At 44.4% G+C, this 15,755-nt stretch carries 19 protein-coding genes; 18 read left to right on the top strand and 1 reads right to left on the bottom strand.

Annotated features, from left to right (window positions below; translation table 11 throughout):
* The first annotated feature begins 73 nt into the window (after positions 1–73).
* The 14 genes from prpB to NST22_RS19255 all read left to right on the top strand — a co-directional run bounded on the left by prpB (position 74) and on the right by NST22_RS19255 (position 11,262).
* Complete coding sequence (gene prpB, locus NST22_RS19320; protein ID WP_003227664.1) at positions 74–526, top strand: protein arginine phosphatase PrpB; 453 nt, start codon at positions 74–76, stop codon at positions 524–526.
* A gap of 156 nt (positions 527–682) precedes the next feature.
* Complete coding sequence (gene rpiB, locus NST22_RS19315; RefSeq protein WP_003221910.1) at positions 683–1,132, top strand: ribose 5-phosphate isomerase B; 450 nt, start codon at positions 683–685, stop codon at positions 1,130–1,132.
* A 12-nt stretch (positions 1,133–1,144) separates the two neighbouring features.
* Positions 1,145–1,687, top strand: coding sequence for a TIGR01440 family protein (locus NST22_RS19310; RefSeq protein ID WP_003227667.1), 543 nt, complete (start codon positions 1,145–1,147; stop codon positions 1,685–1,687).
* 206 nt (positions 1,688–1,893) lie between these two features.
* On the top strand, positions 1,894–3,141 hold the full coding sequence (gene glyA / locus NST22_RS19305) for a serine hydroxymethyltransferase (RefSeq protein ID WP_003227669.1): 1,248 nt from the start codon (positions 1,894–1,896) through the stop codon (positions 3,139–3,141).
* Positions 3,142–3,275: 134 nt separating this feature from the next.
* Positions 3,276–3,905 carry a uracil phosphoribosyltransferase gene (gene upp, locus NST22_RS19300; RefSeq protein ID WP_003227670.1) on the top strand — a complete coding sequence of 210 codons (630 nt, stop codon included), beginning with the start codon at positions 3,276–3,278 and terminating at the stop codon, positions 3,903–3,905.
* A 422-nt stretch (positions 3,906–4,327) separates the two neighbouring features.
* The gene (gene atpI, locus NST22_RS19295) at positions 4,328–4,711 is read left to right on the top strand and encodes an ATP synthase subunit I (RefSeq protein ID WP_003243159.1); all 384 of its coding nucleotides are present in this window, start codon (positions 4,328–4,330) and stop codon (positions 4,709–4,711) included.
* Positions 4,712–4,718: 7 nt separating this feature from the next.
* Positions 4,719–5,453: a F0F1 ATP synthase subunit A gene (gene atpB, locus NST22_RS19290; RefSeq protein ID WP_003242621.1), complete on the top strand. Its 735-nt coding sequence runs from the start codon at positions 4,719–4,721 to the stop codon at positions 5,451–5,453.
* 45 nt (positions 5,454–5,498) lie between these two features.
* The gene (gene atpE, locus NST22_RS19285; RefSeq protein WP_003151167.1) at positions 5,499–5,711 is read left to right on the top strand and encodes a F0F1 ATP synthase subunit C; all 213 of its coding nucleotides are present in this window, start codon (positions 5,499–5,501) and stop codon (positions 5,709–5,711) included.
* A gap of 162 nt (positions 5,712–5,873) precedes the next feature.
* The gene (gene atpF / locus NST22_RS19280; protein WP_003244051.1) at positions 5,874–6,386 is read left to right on the top strand and encodes a F0F1 ATP synthase subunit B; all 513 of its coding nucleotides are present in this window, start codon (positions 5,874–5,876) and stop codon (positions 6,384–6,386) included.
* Entirely contained in the window at positions 6,383–6,928 is a 546-nt protein-coding gene (locus NST22_RS19275) for a F0F1 ATP synthase subunit delta (protein WP_003243176.1), read from the top strand. The genes atpF and NST22_RS19275 overlap by 4 nt, the downstream gene beginning before the upstream one ends.
* Before the next feature lie 16 nt (positions 6,929–6,944).
* A complete protein-coding gene (gene atpA, locus NST22_RS19270) occupies positions 6,945–8,453 on the top strand; it encodes a F0F1 ATP synthase subunit alpha (RefSeq protein WP_003243657.1) in 1,509 nt (502 codons plus the stop codon).
* Between the two features lie 76 nt (positions 8,454–8,529).
* Entirely contained in the window at positions 8,530–9,393 is an 864-nt protein-coding gene (gene atpG, locus NST22_RS19265; protein WP_003244388.1) for an ATP synthase F1 subunit gamma, read from the top strand.
* 25 nt (positions 9,394–9,418) lie between these two features.
* Complete coding sequence (gene atpD, locus NST22_RS19260) at positions 9,419–10,840, top strand: F0F1 ATP synthase subunit beta (protein ID WP_003227686.1); 1,422 nt, start codon at positions 9,419–9,421, stop codon at positions 10,838–10,840.
* A gap of 23 nt (positions 10,841–10,863) precedes the next feature.
* Positions 10,864–11,262, top strand: coding sequence for a F0F1 ATP synthase subunit epsilon (locus NST22_RS19255; protein ID WP_003227688.1), 399 nt, complete (start codon positions 10,864–10,866; stop codon positions 11,260–11,262).
* A gap of 33 nt (positions 11,263–11,295) precedes the next feature.
* On the opposite strand, the gene NST22_RS19250 is transcribed toward NST22_RS19255, so the two are convergent.
* Positions 11,296–11,769, bottom strand: coding sequence for a hypothetical protein (locus tag NST22_RS19250; protein WP_003243900.1), 474 nt, complete (start codon positions 11,767–11,769; stop codon positions 11,296–11,298).
* Positions 11,770–11,938: 169 nt separating this feature from the next.
* Here NST22_RS19250 and NST22_RS19245 point away from each other — a divergent pair, with 169 nt between their 5' ends.
* The 4 genes from NST22_RS19245 to spoIID all read left to right on the top strand — a co-directional run bounded on the left by NST22_RS19245 (position 11,939) and on the right by spoIID (position 15,609).
* The gene (locus NST22_RS19245) at positions 11,939–12,169 is read left to right on the top strand and encodes a DUF1146 family protein (RefSeq protein WP_003227691.1); all 231 of its coding nucleotides are present in this window, start codon (positions 11,939–11,941) and stop codon (positions 12,167–12,169) included.
* A 128-nt stretch (positions 12,170–12,297) separates the two neighbouring features.
* Entirely contained in the window at positions 12,298–13,038 is a 741-nt protein-coding gene (locus NST22_RS19240) for a YwmB family TATA-box binding protein (RefSeq protein WP_003244344.1), read from the top strand.
* 33 nt (positions 13,039–13,071) lie between these two features.
* Complete coding sequence (murA, locus tag NST22_RS19235; protein ID WP_003227695.1) at positions 13,072–14,382, top strand: UDP-N-acetylglucosamine 1-carboxyvinyltransferase; 1,311 nt, start codon at positions 13,072–13,074, stop codon at positions 14,380–14,382.
* 195 nt (positions 14,383–14,577) lie between these two features.
* Positions 14,578–15,609 (top strand): stage II sporulation protein D, encoded by a 1,032-nt coding sequence (gene spoIID, locus NST22_RS19230; protein WP_003243408.1) that lies wholly within the window; start codon positions 14,578–14,580, stop codon positions 15,607–15,609.
* Positions 15,610–15,755: the final 146 nt, after the last annotated feature.

Below are 15,755 nucleotides of genomic sequence, written 5' to 3'. Positions count from 1 at the left end.
TACCAATAAAAGAAACGAAGTCGCCGTTTCTTTTTTCTTCATATATAATAGAGAAAAATAAGGGGTGACTGACATGGATATTATTTTTGTCTGTACTGGAAATACGTGCCGCAGCCCAATGGCTGAGGCGCTTTTTAAATCAATTGCAGAAAGGGAAGGGCTGAATGTCAATGTCCGCTCGGCAGGCGTGTTTGCTTCACCTAATGGGAAAGCGACGCCTCATGCAGTCGAAGCGCTGTTTGAAAAACACATTGCCCTTAATCATGTGTCTTCTCCATTAACTGAAGAACTTATGGAATCGGCTGATTTGGTTCTGGCTATGACCCATCAGCACAAACAGATCATTGCCAGCCAATTTGGACGTTATCGTGATAAAGTGTTTACGTTAAAAGAATATGTCACAGGCAGCCATGGTGATGTCCTCGATCCGTTCGGCGGCTCAATTGACATCTATAAACAAACGCGAGATGAGCTTGAAGAGCTTCTTCGGCAGCTGGCAAAACAGCTGAAAAAAGACCGTAGATAAGTTGTCAGAAAATCTGCAAACAGGTCATTTGCAAATCCTGCGTGAAGGAGTAGAATATAGTGAAAAGCACATCATATGGTGTGAATCAAAGAGCGGACAGGCTGCGCGGTCAATAAAGCGGGCGGGCCGCATCACACACGCTGGGAGGAAAAGCAGATGAAAGTAGCCATTGCATCGGATCATGGCGGCGTTCACATTCGAAATGAAATCAAAGAGTTAATGGACGAATTGCAAATTGAATATATTGATATGGGCTGTGACTGCGGCAGCGGCTCTGTCGATTATCCGGATTATGCTTTTCCGGTGGCCGAAAAAGTGGTTAGCGGCGAAGTTGACAGAGGCATTTTAATTTGCGGGACAGGCATCGGCATGAGCATTTCCGCTAATAAAGTAAAAGGGATTCGCTGCGCGCTGGCGCACGATACCTTCAGCGCGAAGGCGACGAGGGAGCATAATGACACAAACATCCTTGCGATGGGTGAACGGGTGATCGGACCTGGTTTGGCTCGGGAAATCGCAAAAATCTGGCTGACTACTGAGTTTACCGGGGGAAGACACCAAACGCGTATTGGAAAAATCTCCGATTATGAAGAGAAAAACCTGTAGGGGTGCTGTTTAATGAATGAGTTGAAACAAACGTGGAAGACGATGCTGTCTGAGTTTCAGGACCAAGCGGAATTGAAACAAGATCAGCTCTTCGTCCTTGGATGCAGCACGAGCGAAGTGGCCGGCAGCCGGATCGGCACATCGGGCAGTGTAGATATCGCTGAAAGCATCTACAGCGGACTTGCTGAGCTCCGGGAAAAAACGGGAATCCATCTGGCGTTTCAATGCTGCGAGCATTTAAACAGAGCGCTTGTCGTCGAAGCAGAAACAGCCAAGCTGTTCAGGCTTCCAACCGTTTCTGCCGTGCCCGTTCCAAAAGCGGGCGGAGCGATGGCGTCTTATGCGTTTAAGCAGATGAAGTCTCCTGTTCTTGTTGAAACCATTCAGGCTGACGCCGGAATTGATATAGGCGATACGTTTATCGGCATGCATCTGAAACCGGTGGCTGTCCCTGTGCGTGTCTCTCAAAACAGCCTCGGTTCAGCTCATGTGACATTGGCGCGTACACGGCCGAAACTAATCGGCGGAGTGCGGGCGGTTTATGAGTGCGAATGAAAGGACTGCATAGCCAGTCTTTTCTTTTATTTTAAGATAGTGAAATAAATTCCGAACTTTAAATTAAATTTAAGTTATTAATATTCGTTTTTACCAATAAAAATTTAGATTTTTTAAAAATAATCTTTTACATCGGCCTTAAAAACCATGTACAATAGTGATGGTAAAAACAAAGAACAGGATACGGATAGGAGAGGATCTCGCTGATGAAACATTTACCTGCGCAAGACGAACAAGTGTTTAACGCCATTAAAAATGAGCGTGAACGCCAACAGACTAAGATCGAATTGATTGCTTCTGAGAACTTTGTAAGTGAAGCGGTTATGGAAGCACAAGGATCTGTTTTGACAAATAAGTACGCAGAAGGATATCCGGGCAAACGCTACTACGGCGGATGCGAGCACGTCGATGTCGTTGAAGATATCGCCCGTGACCGCGCGAAGGAAATCTTTGGAGCGGAGCATGTAAACGTTCAGCCTCATTCAGGCGCACAAGCAAACATGGCAGTGTACTTCACGATTTTGGAGCAAGGCGATACTGTACTTGGGATGAACCTCTCCCACGGCGGCCATTTAACACACGGAAGCCCAGTCAACTTCAGCGGTGTTCAATATAACTTTGTTGAGTACGGCGTAGATAAAGAAACTCAATATATTGATTACGATGACGTGCGTGAAAAAGCCCTCGCTCATAAACCGAAGCTTATCGTAGCAGGAGCAAGTGCGTATCCTCGTACAATCGACTTTAAGAAATTCCGTGAAATTGCTGATGAAGTCGGCGCTTACTTCATGGTGGATATGGCACATATCGCAGGACTTGTTGCGGCAGGCCTTCATCCAAACCCGGTTCCTTACGCTGATTTCGTTACAACAACAACACATAAAACACTTCGCGGTCCTCGCGGCGGTATGATCCTTTGCCGTGAAGAGTTTGGCAAGAAAATTGATAAATCGATCTTCCCTGGAATTCAAGGCGGCCCTCTGATGCACGTTATTGCCGCAAAAGCTGTTTCATTCGGTGAAGTATTGCAGGACGATTTCAAAACATATGCACAAAACGTCATTTCAAACGCGAAACGTCTGGCTGAAGCCTTAACGAAAGAGGGCATCCAGCTCGTTTCAGGCGGAACAGACAACCACCTTATCCTTGTTGACCTTCGTTCGCTCGGACTGACTGGTAAGGTTGCGGAGCATGTACTTGATGAAATTGGTATTACGTCTAACAAAAACGCGATTCCATATGATCCTGAAAAACCTTTCGTAACAAGCGGCATCCGTCTTGGTACAGCTGCTGTAACCAGCCGCGGTTTTGACGGAGACGCATTAGAAGAAGTCGGTGCTATCATTGCGCTTGCATTGAAAAACCACGAAGATGAAGGAAAACTTGAAGAAGCAAGACAGCGTGTAGCTGCTCTGACTGATAAATTTCCTTTATATAAAGAATTAGATTATTAAGATCCTAAAACCCGCTTGGGCTTATGCCCGGCGGGTTTTTTGACGATGTTCTTGAAACTCAATGTCTTTTTTTGTAGAATCAATAGAAGTGTGTAATTGTTGATGGGACAATAAAAAAGGAGCTGAAACACAGTATGGGAAAGGTTTATGTATTTGATCATCCTTTAATTCAGCACAAGCTGACATATATACGGAATGAAAATACAGGTACGAAGGATTTTAGAGAGTTAGTAGATGAAGTGGCTACACTCATGGCATTTGAAATTACCCGCGATCTTCCTCTGGAAGAAGTGGATATCAATACACCGGTTCAGGCTGCGAAATCGAAAGTCATCTCAGGGAAAAAACTCGGAGTGGTTCCTATCCTCAGAGCAGGATTGGGAATGGTTGACGGCATTTTAAAGCTGATTCCTGCGGCAAAAGTGGGACATGTCGGCCTTTACCGTGATCCAGAAACCTTAAAACCCGTGGAATACTATGTCAAGCTTCCTTCTGATGTGGAAGAGCGTGAATTCATCGTGGTTGACCCGATGCTCGCTACAGGCGGTTCCGCAGTTGAAGCCATTCACAGCCTTAAAAAACGCGGTGCGAAAAATATCCGTTTCATGTGTCTTGTAGCAGCGCCGGAGGGTGTGGAAGAATTGCAGAAGCATCATTCGGACGTTGATATTTACATTGCGGCGCTAGATGAAAAATTAAATGAAAAAGGATATATTGTTCCAGGTCTCGGAGATGCGGGTGACCGCATGTTTGGAACAAAATAAAAAATGAAATCCCCAAAAGGGGGTTTCATTTTTTTATCCAGTTTTTTGCTATTCGGTGAATCTGTATACAATTATAGGTGAAAATGTGAACATTCTGTGGAGACGTAAAGTATAAAAAGTTTTTTAACTTTAAACAGATTGACACATGTTAGGGGCTATTGTATGCTAAACGAGGGTATTATGAGAAGGTTTTCATAGCTTTCATTATAGTCCTCATCCTCAATGTAAATCCTCTCAGCAAACCCGTATTATGAGGATTTATTTAAGCGAATGAAACAGCATCCCTGCAAGGCTTGCGGATGAATGATTTTTTCGAACAGGCCCGTTTTGCCGGTCAAAAAAGGTCTTCTACTAAGGGTTAACCGCTGATTTTTGCCGTATCCAAGCTATACATTATTTTTTCATCAGGAGACAGATAATTGATGGACGATCCCAAGCTTACATTTAGCAGACAACGCAAATATTTATTGTTCATTTTGGCAGTGTATGTACTGGGTTATGGTTTAACAGCGTATAAAACCGTTTTTTTAGGCCTTATTCTGGGAACTGTTTTCAGTTTGTTTAATTTTTTACTGCTCGTCAGAAGAATGAATGCTTTTGACAGAGCTGTAGAGAAAGGAAAGTCCATACGATCTCTCGGGAGCGCAGCGCGGTGGTGCAATGCGATTCTTGCTGTGGCTGTTGCCTATAAAAATCCCGAATACTTTCATATGGCAAGTACAGTTATTGGATTAATGACAATATACCCTGTCATTATGATAGATTCCTTTATCCAGCTTAAACGTTCATCAATGGAAGAGAGGTGAAAACCCTTTGAATCATGGTTACAGAACTATAGAATTTCTAGGTCTTACTTTTAATCTGACAAACATTCTGATGATTACTGTGGCGAGTGTGATTGTTTTATTGATTGCTATATTGACGACAAGAACGCTTTCGATCCGTCCCGGAAAAGCCCAGAACTTTATGGAATGGATTGTTGATTTCGTCCGCAATATTATTGGCAGTACAATGGATTTAAAAACAGGGGCTAACTTCTTGGCACTTGGTGTCACATTGCTGATGTACATATTTGTGTCGAATATGCTGGGGCTGCCGTTCTCTATTACAATCGGACATGAGCTCTGGTGGAAGTCTCCGACAGCCGATCCTGCCATTACATTAACGCTAGCCGTGATGGTTGTTGCTTTAACCCACTACTATGGTGTGAAGATGAAAGGGCTCAAGGAATATTCCAAAGACTATTTAAGACCTGTTCCATTCATGCTCCCGATGAAAATCATCGAAGAGTTTGCGAATACGCTGACTCTAGGTTTGCGGCTGTATGGTAACATCTTCGCCGGTGAGATTCTTCTCGGCCTGCTTGCGGGATTAGCAACAAGCCATTATTCGCAAAGCGTGGCTCTCGGTCTTGTCGGTACAATCGGTGCCATTCTGCCGATGCTGGCATGGCAAGCATTCAGTTTATTTATTGGTGCTATCCAGGCATTTATCTTTACAATGCTGACGATGGTGTACATGTCTCATAAAATCAGTCATGATCATTAAAACATTATATCCAAACGGATAACATTTTAAAGGAGGAACTTTTTCATGAATTTAATAGCAGCTGCGATTGCAATTGGTTTAGGCGCACTTGGTGCAGGTATTGGTAACGGTTTGATTGTTTCACGTACGGTAGAGGGGATTGCCCGTCAGCCGGAAGCAGGTAAAGAACTGAGAACTCTTATGTTCATGGGTATCGCATTAGTTGAAGCCCTTCCTATTATCGCTGTCGTTATCGCATTCTTAGCGTTCTTTGGCTAAGCATAAAAGCCTTATATGAACTAAAAATGGCGAAGATCATTCCAAGAGAACCTTCGCCATTGCTTTATGTCTGATAAGCATCCCGCCTTGCCGGCTGAAAAGAGACAAGTGCGGCTGCTGGATCAGCAAAGAAAAACCTGCAGAAGGGAGTTGCCGTAGTAGATGTCTCAATTACCACTTGAACTAGGATTGTCGTTTAACGGCGGAGATATCCTGTTCCAACTGTTAGCTATGTTAATCTTATTAGCGCTTCTGAAGAAATACGCTTTAGGGCCGCTATTAAACATAATGAAACAGCGTGAAGACCACATCGCTGGAGAAATTACGTCTGCTGAAGAAAAAAATAAAGAAGCGCAGCAGCTGATTGAAGAGCAGCGCGTTCTTTTAAAAGAAGCAAGACAGGAATCCCAAACTCTTATCGAAAACGCAAAGAAACTGGGAGAGAAGCAAAAAGAAGAGATTATTCAGGCTGCACGTGCAGAATCTGAACGTCTGAAAGAAGCAGCAAGAACTGAAATCGTGAAGGAAAAGGAACAGGCGGTTTCTGCTCTCCGTGAGCAAGTAGCGTCTCTTTCTGTCATGATTGCGTCGAAAGTGATCGAAAAAGAACTGGATGAACAAGCGCAAGAGAAATTGATCCAGGACTATCTTAAAGAGGTAGGAGAAAGCCGATGAGTGGATCAGCTGTCTCTAAACGATATGCATCAGCTCTTTTTGATATAGCCAATGAGTCCGCTCAGCTGAATCAAGTAGAAGAAGAGCTAATTGTTGTAAAACAAGTATTTCAAAATGAAAAAGCGCTTAATGATGTGTTGAACCATCCGAAGGTGCCGGCTGCGAAGAAAAAAGAGCTGATTCAAAATGCATTTGGCTCTTTGTCACAGTCCGTACTCAATACGATTTTTCTTTTGATTGACCGCCATCGTGCCGCGATTGTCCCTGAGCTCACAGATGAGTTTATCAAACTCGCAAATGTGGCCCGTCAAACAGAAGACGCAATCGTATATTCAGTGAAACCGCTGACGGATGCAGAAATGTTACCATTATCACAAGTGTTTGCAAAAAAAGCCGGAGTCGCTTCACTGAGAATCAGAAATGAAGTGCAGACGGATTTAATAGGCGGTATTAAAGTCCGCATTGGAAACCGGATTTATGACGGCAGCGTAAGCGGGAAGCTTCAGCGCATTGAACGTCAATTAGCCGGGGAAAATCGATAGAAGGGGTGAAACCTAAGTGAGCATCAAAGCTGAAGAGATTAGCACGCTGATAAAACAGCAAATACAAAATTATCAATCTGATATTGAAGTTCAAGACGTAGGTACAGTCATCCAAGTCGGTGACGGTATTGCACGTGTGCACGGCCTTGACAACTGTATGGCCGGTGAACTTGTCGAATTTTCAAACGGTGTTTTGGGTATGGCTCAAAACCTTGAGGAATCAAACGTAGGTATCGTCATCTTAGGACCTTTCAGTGAGATCCGTGAGGGAGACGAAGTAAAAAGAACAGGCCGCATCATGGAGGTTCCTGTTGGTGAAGAGTTAATCGGCCGTATTGTAAACCCGCTAGGCCAGCCGGTTGACGGACTAGGCCCGATTCTGACAAGCAAAACTCGTCCGATCGAAAGCCCTGCACCAGGCGTTATGGACCGTAAATCCGTTCATGAACCGCTTCAAACCGGTATCAAAGCGATCGATGCACTGATTCCAATCGGCCGCGGCCAGCGTGAGCTGATCATCGGTGACCGTCAAACAGGTAAAACATCTGTTGCGATCGATGCGATCCTGAACCAAAAAGACCAAGACATGATCTGTGTATATGTTGCGATCGGCCAAAAAGAATCAACAGTCCGCGGCGTAGTAGAAACATTGCGTAAACACGGCGCGCTTGATTATACAATTGTTGTAACGGCGTCTGCGTCACAGCCGGCACCGCTTCTGTACCTGGCACCGTATGCTGGGGTTACAATGGCAGAAGAATTTATGTACAACGGCAAGCACGTTCTTGTTGTATACGATGATCTTTCTAAACAAGCGGCCGCTTACCGTGAGCTGTCCTTGCTTCTTCGCCGTCCGCCAGGCCGTGAAGCGTTCCCTGGGGATGTATTCTATCTTCATTCCCGTCTGCTTGAGCGTGCAGCAAAGCTTAGCGACGCGAAAGGCGCAGGATCAATTACAGCTCTGCCGTTCGTAGAAACACAAGCCGGAGATATCTCTGCTTATATTCCGACGAACGTCATTTCCATCACCGACGGACAGATCTTCCTGCAATCTGATTTGTTCTTCTCAGGCGTACGTCCAGCGATCAATGCCGGATTGTCTGTATCCCGTGTCGGCGGCTCAGCGCAAATCAAAGCGATGAAAAAAGTATCAGGTACTTTGCGTCTTGACCTTGCGTCATACCGTGAGCTGGAAGCATTCGCTCAATTCGGTTCTGACCTCGACCAAGCGACTCAGGCAAAACTGAACCGCGGTGCGCGTACAGTTGAAGTGCTGAAGCAGGATCTGAACAAGCCGCTTCCGGTTGAAAAGCAAGTAGCTATTCTTTATGCGCTGACAAAAGGATATCTCGATGATATTCCTGTGGCGGATATCAGACGTTTTGAAGAAGAGTACTACATGTACCTTGACCAAAACCATAAAGACCTGCTTGACGGAATTGCGAAAACAGGAAACCTTCCTGCTGATGAAGACTTCAAAGCTGCAATCGAAGGCTTCAAACGCACATTTGCACCAAGCAACTAACTCGAATGCTGATGAGAGAAAAAGGTTCTCTTTTTCTCTCTTTTTACGCAGATGAAGAGAAAAGGTGGTGAAATCTTTGGCCTCATTACGCGATATTAAGTCAAGGATCACGTCAACGAAAAAAACAAGTCAGATTACAAAAGCCATGCAGATGGTATCTGCGGCTAAGCTGAATCGTGCTGAAAACAATGCAAAATCATTTGTGCCATATATGGATAAAATCCAAGAGGTTGTGTCAAACGTCGGAAGAGTTTCCGGCAACGTGAAGCACCCGATGCTTCTCAGCAGAGAAGTGAAAAAAACGGCATACCTTGTCATTACGTCTGACCGCGGTCTTGCCGGCGCTTTTAACAGTTCGGTTTTACGGAGTGCTTATCAGGCCATGCAAGAACGTCATCAGTCTAAGGATGAGTATGCGGTGATTGCCATCGGAAGAGTGGGCCGTGATTTCTTTAAGAAACGGGAGATTCCGATCATTTCCGAGTTAACAGGACTTGGAGATGAAGTAACGTTTACAGAAATTAAAGATCTTGCCCGTCAAACGATTCAAATGTTTATAGACGGTGCGTTTGATGAATTGCACCTTGTTTATAACCATTTTGTCAGCGCCATTACTCAAGAAGTAACGGAGAAAAAACTTCTGCCGTTATCTGATTTGGGCAGCGGCGGCGGAAAAAGAACGGCGTCTTATGAATTTGAACCATCTGAAGAGGAGGTTCTGGAGGTTTTGCTTCCTCAATATGCAGAAAGCTTAATCTTCGGTGCGCTTCTTGACAGTAAAGCAAGTGAGCACGCTGCAAGAATGACGGCGATGAAAAACGCGACAGACAACGCGAAGGAACTTATCGATTCACTTTCGCTTTCTTACAACCGCGCTCGCCAAGCAGCCATCACACAAGAAATTACGGAAATTGTCGGCGGAGCAGCCGCTTTAGAATAGAAAGATTTTGTCAGGAGGGATAGCGATGAAGAAAGGACGCGTTAGCCAGGTATTAGGACCGGTCGTCGACGTGCGTTTTGAAGACGGTCACTTGCCTGAAATTTATAATGCGATTAAAATTTCACAGCCAGCTGCAAGTGAAAACGAAGTAGGTATTGATTTAACGCTTGAGGTCGCTCTTCATTTAGGTGATGATACAGTCCGTACAATCGCAATGGCATCTACAGATGGTGTTCAGCGCGGTATGGAAGCTGTAGATACAGGAGCGCCAATCTCAGTACCGGTTGGTGATGTAACACTTGGACGTGTATTTAACGTTCTCGGAGAAAATATTGATTTGAATGAGCCGGTTCCTGCGGATGCGAAAAAGGATCCGATTCACAGACAGGCGCCTTCATTCGATCAGCTTTCAACAGAAGTTGAAATTCTTGAAACAGGTATTAAAGTTGTTGATTTGCTTGCTCCTTACATTAAGGGCGGTAAAATCGGATTGTTCGGTGGTGCCGGTGTAGGTAAAACCGTATTAATCCAGGAATTAATCAACAACATCGCGCAAGAGCACGGCGGTATCTCTGTATTCGCCGGCGTAGGAGAGCGTACTCGTGAAGGGAACGACCTTTTCTACGAAATGAGTGACTCTGGCGTAATCAACAAAACAGCCATGGTATTCGGACAAATGAACGAGCCGCCGGGCGCACGTATGCGTGTTGCTTTGACAGGCCTTACAATGGCTGAGCACTTCCGTGATGTACAAGGACAGGACGTACTGTTCTTCATCGATAACATTTTCCGTTTCACACAAGCGGGTTCAGAGGTTTCAGCCCTTCTTGGCCGTATGCCTTCAGCGGTTGGTTATCAGCCGACGCTTGCAACTGAGATGGGTCAGCTCCAAGAGCGTATCACGTCTACGAACGTTGGATCAGTTACATCTATCCAGGCGATCTACGTGCCTGCCGATGACTACACTGACCCGGCGCCGGCGACAACGTTCGCTCACTTGGATGCGACAACAAACCTTGAGCGTAAATTAACTGAAATGGGTATTTACCCTGCGGTTGATCCGTTGGCATCTACATCACGCGCCCTTGCTCCTGAAATTGTTGGAGAAGAGCACTATGCGGTTGCGCGTGAAGTACAGTCAACGCTTCAGCGTTACAAAGAGCTTCAGGATATCATTGCGATTCTCGGTATGGATGAATTAGGCGAGGAAGACAAACTTGTCGTTCACCGCGCACGTCGTATCCAGTTCTTCCTTTCTCAGAACTTCCACGTGGCTGAACAGTTCACTGGACAAAAAGGTTCTTACGTGCCTGTAAAAGAGACGGTACAAGGCTTCAAAGAAATCTTAGCCGGTAAATATGACCATCTTCCAGAAGATGCATTCCGTCTTGTAGGCCGTATCGAAGAAGTTGTTGAGAAAGCAAAAGAAATGGGTGTAGAAGTTTAATCTGGTCCTAGGAGGGTAAAAGCATGAAGACCGTTAAAGTCAATATCGTTACTCCCGACGGCCCAGTATACGATGCGGATATCGAAATGGTGAGTGTGAGAGCCGAAAGCGGCGATCTCGGTATTTTGCCAGGCCATATTCCAACCGTGGCTCCTCTTAAAATCGGCGCTGTCCGTCTGAAAAAAGACGGGCAGACTGAAATGGTTGCCGTCAGCGGCGGTTTTGTAGAAGTCCGTCCTGATCATGTCACCATCCTTGCCCAGGCTGCCGAGACAGCGGAAGGCATCGATAAAGAGCGCGCTGAAGCTGCACGCCAGCGGGCGCAGGAGCGTTTGAATTCTCAATCAGATGATACTGACATTCGTCGGGCTGAGCTTGCGTTACAGCGGGCTTTGAACAGATTGGATGTAGCAGGGAAATAAGAAAAAATCCTTCTCTTTATGAGAAGGATTTTTTTATGAACGCACAAGAGAATCAAACAGCGACAGCAACGGGCGATCCTCTTTTGGACGCAGGTATAAACCATCACAGGCATTCATTGTATGCCACGATTTGCGATGTCTTCTAAAGCCAAGTGTATAAGCGCCGTCTTTATAGGGATAAGGTTTTACAACCCATTCAGCATCTTCATGGCGGGCAATCACACAATCTATAAGATAAACACTGATCATTTTCTCGAATTCTTCAATAGGAAGATTCCAATCAGCAAGCAAAAGTTCTTGTATACTTTGAAAATAGAGGTTTTCAAGCTCTTCAAGGCTTTCTCTCGTATAGGTAAGAGAAATGTTAAAAAACTGACACAATTCATTCAGTTCTTCAATCTGTGACTGTCTATAATCATAATAGAATGCAATTGCTTCCCATTCCTGATCAAAAATTGGCAGGTCCTCACCATATTGCTTTTCAGGCTGAAAAAAAGAATGATTCACATTTGCCAGCTCCTTTCCAATAAAGTATACCATGTAAAAGAATCGCACTTTAAGCGGGGATTAGCCCTAGATTTGGCTGATTATTCCGTTCTGTATAAAATGTATCATCTTTATCTGTGCTTCTTATATAATAAGAAAGGGTATGAACGCAGAGAAAGGAGTGTAATAGATGAGTGTATTGGGACAGCAGGCTGCAATCGGCATTGTCGTTCACCTGATTTTTATAGCAGTGACTTGGTGGGCGTTGCAAGCCGTCAATATAGATCCGTTAATCAAAAAAGGCAAAGTCGTGCAGGCAAGACTCCTGATGATTTTGCTGACAATCGCCATTGGAACGGCCGTTGCCAATTTCTTTTTAGATTACCTCAATTATTCACAGCAGCTTCCCTATCTATTTTAATAGGTTTTGAACATTATTAAATGGTTGGGAGAAGCGGGTTGAAGCGAATAGCTCGAGTTTTGACGAAGATTTTTACGTATGGCGCCTCTTGCCTCCGGTAAAACTGGGGATAAGGGGGAGAGATGAACATGAAGAAAAAACAAGTAAGCCACGCTATTATCATTTCCGTCATGTTAAGCTTCGTCATTGCTGTTTTCCATACCATTCATGCGAGTGAATTAACGCCGTTAGCACAGATGGCAGAGGGGATGGAACGTCAAGATGTGTCAATAGATAAGTGGACATTGCATGCAAAACAAAACTTGTCACTGACCGAAAAAGAATTTTATCAAAAAGTGCAACGTTTAAAACAAGAGTATCGTCAATATGATTGGGTGATTGCACGGGAAGATAAAATGATAAAGGCAATTGGCACATATACTGACAAAAAAAATCGTACTTCTTTTAGACTGCAGCTTGTCACAACCCTCAAAAAACACAATCCAACTTCGTATTTATTATATGAGCAAATGAGTCTAGAGACACCGGATAGCTGGAATGATACATATGAACAGTTTGAACGGGAGACACTTGGGATATTCCAAGAAAAAGTAGTTATTTTTACTTGTCTAAATGGTCACTTAGATGATAATATGAATATTGTTTTGCAAAAAAAAGCAAATCAGTTATTAAATGAATTTCAAGCAAGATCAGTAGAACATGTAGTTGAGCCAAATTTCGTTTCTATTTCTGCGTTTACAGATGAGTGGGAAGAGTACATTATGACCTCGAAACATAAAATGAATTTGCAAATTGCACTTAGAAGTGCAGGAATGGGCGGAAAACATACCGTTACGGTTGGCACACCAATCGTTACGACTGAATATTAATATAGAGAATTTAGGGACGCGGAGGGGAATACCTTGGAAAAAATCATCGTCCGCGGCGGTCAGAAGTTAAACGGCACAGTCAAAGTTGAAGGCGCTAAAAATGCCGTTTTACCTGTTATCGCTGCATCTTTATTAGCAAGTGAAGAAAAAAGCGTAATTTGTGATGTACCTACGCTCTCCGATGTATATACAATTAACGAAGTGTTGCGTCATTTAGGAGCAGATGTGCATTTTGAAAATAATGAAGTGACTGTAAATGCTTCATACGCTTTGCAAACTGAAGCACCTTTTGAATATGTTCGTAAAATGCGTGCGTCTGTGCTTGTCATGGGGCCGCTTCTTGCGCGTACAGGTCATGCAAGAGTTGCACTTCCGGGCGGATGCGCAATTGGTTCCAGACCGATTGATCAGCATTTAAAAGGTTTTGAAGCAATGGGCGCAGAAATCAAAGTCGGTAATGGCTTCATTGAAGCTGAAGTAAAAGGCCGACTGCAAGGCGCAAAAATTTATCTGGACTTCCCAAGTGTAGGAGCTACAGAGAACCTGATTATGGCAGCCGCTCTAGCTGAAGGAACAACAACGCTGGAAAACGTGGCAAAAGAACCCGAAATCGTTGATTTAGCAAACTATATCAACGGCATGGGCGGAAAAATCCGCGGAGCTGGCACCGGCACCATCAAAATTGAAGGAGTCGAAAAGCTTCACGGCGTAAAACACCATATTATTCCTGACCGTATTGAAGCGGGCACATTTATGGTTGCTGCTGCAATCACTGAAGGAAACGTATTAGTAAAAGGAGCGGTTCCTGAGCACCTCACCTCTTTAATTGCAAAAATGGAAGAGATGGGTGTAACAATTAAGGATGAAGGTGAAGGTCTGCGTGTCATCGGCCCGAAAGAGCTTAAACCGATTGACATCAAAACAATGCCTCACCCGGGCTTCCCGACTGATATGCAGTCACAAATGATGGCGCTTCTGCTTCGTGCAAGCGGCACAAGCATGATTACAGAAACCGTTTTTGAAAACCGTTTTATGCATGCGGAAGAATTCCGCCGTATGAATGGTGATATCAAGATTGAAGGACGTTCTGTCATCATTAACGGTCCTGTACAGCTTCAGGGAGCTGAAGTTGCAGCGACTGATTTGCGTGCAGGTGCAGCGCTGATTCTTGCGGGGTTAGTGGCTGAAGGTCACACACGTGTTACTGAATTGAAGCACTTAGACCGCGGTTACGTTGATTTCCATCAGAAGCTTGCCGCTCTGGGCGCAGACATCGAACGTGTAAATGATGAGTCTGCTTCTGAGCAAGAGAATAAAGAAGTCGTTTCTGACTTAAATGCATAAACTTACTTGAAAATCAGTATGTCACTCTGGCATACTGGTTTTTTATTTTTTGTGTATTATCATCATTATGCGCAAAATAGCAAAAAAGAATACGTAAATGACAAATAAAGTTTCTGTCCAAAACGAGAGTCATATTAGCTTGTCCCTGCCCATAGACTAGACTAGAGTCGAATCCCGAGCAGGAGGCAGCTGAATATGAAACAATTCGCAATCACACTATCCGTACTATGTGCATTGATTCTCTTGGTTCCCACACTCTTGGTTATACCATTCCAGCATAATAAGGAAGCGGGGGCCAGCGTAGAATCAGAAAAGACAGCAGTCAGCACGAAACCAGCATCGAAAGGAGCAGAAACATTGAAAGCATCACCTGTTTCTATTCCCGTCTATCGAACCGCAAATCAATCCGTAGAAAACATTCCGCTTGAAGAGTATGTGATTGGAGTCGTCGCCTCCGAAATGCCGGCAACCTTTAAACCTGAAGCGCTGAAAGCCCAGGCGCTTGCCGCCAGAACATTTATTGTCAGACTGATGGTGTCAAATTCAGCGGTAGAAGCTCCTAAAGGCTCACTGGTGGATGATACACAGATGTTCCAGGTGTATAAAAGCAAAGCGGAGCTGAAAAAACAGTGGGGCACAAGCTATGAGACAAAACTGAAGAAAATCACAGATGCGGTAGCCAGTACGCAAGGCAAAATCTTAACGTACAACAACCAGCCGATTGAAGCATCCTTTTTCTCCACAAGCAACGGCTACACAGAGAATGCAGAAGCTTATTGGACAAGTGCTATCCCATATTTAAAAAGCGTCAAAAGCCCATGGGATAAAAAGTCTCCGAAATATAAGGCAACGAAAACCTTTACAGCGGCAGAATTTCAGCAAAAGCTTGGCGTCAAGCTGGATGGATCTAGCGCAGTAGGGAAGATTACCGGCGAGACACCGGGCCACCAGGTCGCAACTGCCGTCATTAACGGCAAGACGCTGAAAGGAAGAGACATACGTGAAAAGTTGGGTCTCAACTCCGCCGATTTTGAATGGAAGCGAAATGGAGACACAATTACAGTCACGACGAGAGGATTTGGCCACGGTGTGGGGATGAGCCAATACGGAGCGAATTTTATGGCCAAAGAAGGCAAAACGGTTGATGACATTGTAAAGTACTATTACCAAGGCACACAAATTTCTGAGGCAGATGCGTTTTTGAATAAATATATGGCGAAAAAGTAGAAAAAGACGCTCATTGGGCGTCTTTTTCTGTTCCTGAATATCTTTTATCTAAGAGTAGCTGAAACGGTTTAGAGGAGCTTCTGACCGTCTTTAAGGATCAGTCCTTTTTTCCTGATTTCAGGCTTTGAGATTGTGGTAAAGTCATC

Origin of the sequence: Bacillus sp. PS237 (assembly GCF_037963345.1) — a bacterium.
GTDB lineage: Bacteria > Bacillota > Bacilli > Bacillales > Bacillaceae > Bacillus > Bacillus subtilis.
The sequence above is the reverse complement of the archived record's forward strand: the minus strand, read 5'-3'. Positions and strand labels throughout refer to the sequence as shown.

What these genes read in the sequence shown, in the direction of transcription:
- prpB (WP_003227664.1), top strand. Translation starts at nt 74, where the DNA reads ATGGATATTATTTTTGTCTGTACTGGAAATACGTGCCGCAGCCCAATG.
- rpiB (WP_003221910.1), top strand. Translation starts at nt 683, where the DNA reads ATGAAAGTAGCCATTGCATCGGATCATGGCGGCGTTCACATTCGAAAT.
- NST22_RS19310 (WP_003227667.1), top strand. Translation starts at nt 1,145, where the DNA reads ATGAATGAGTTGAAACAAACGTGGAAGACGATGCTGTCTGAGTTTCAG.
- glyA (WP_003227669.1), top strand. Translation starts at nt 1,894, where the DNA reads ATGAAACATTTACCTGCGCAAGACGAACAAGTGTTTAACGCCATTAAA.
- upp (WP_003227670.1), top strand. Translation starts at nt 3,276, where the DNA reads ATGGGAAAGGTTTATGTATTTGATCATCCTTTAATTCAGCACAAGCTG.
- atpI (WP_003243159.1), top strand. Translation starts at nt 4,328, where the DNA reads ATGGACGATCCCAAGCTTACATTTAGCAGACAACGCAAATATTTATTG.
- atpE (WP_003151167.1), top strand. Translation starts at nt 5,499, where the DNA reads ATGAATTTAATAGCAGCTGCGATTGCAATTGGTTTAGGCGCACTTGGT.
- atpF (WP_003244051.1), top strand. Translation starts at nt 5,874, where the DNA reads ATGTCTCAATTACCACTTGAACTAGGATTGTCGTTTAACGGCGGAGAT.
- NST22_RS19275 (WP_003243176.1), top strand. Translation starts at nt 6,383, where the DNA reads ATGAGTGGATCAGCTGTCTCTAAACGATATGCATCAGCTCTTTTTGAT.
- atpD (WP_003227686.1), top strand. Translation starts at nt 9,419, where the DNA reads ATGAAGAAAGGACGCGTTAGCCAGGTATTAGGACCGGTCGTCGACGTG.
- NST22_RS19255 (WP_003227688.1), top strand. Translation starts at nt 10,864, where the DNA reads ATGAAGACCGTTAAAGTCAATATCGTTACTCCCGACGGCCCAGTATAC.
- NST22_RS19245 (WP_003227691.1), top strand. Translation starts at nt 11,939, where the DNA reads ATGAGTGTATTGGGACAGCAGGCTGCAATCGGCATTGTCGTTCACCTG.
- NST22_RS19240 (WP_003244344.1), top strand. Translation starts at nt 12,298, where the DNA reads ATGAAGAAAAAACAAGTAAGCCACGCTATTATCATTTCCGTCATGTTA.
- spoIID (WP_003243408.1), top strand. Translation starts at nt 14,578, where the DNA reads ATGAAACAATTCGCAATCACACTATCCGTACTATGTGCATTGATTCTC.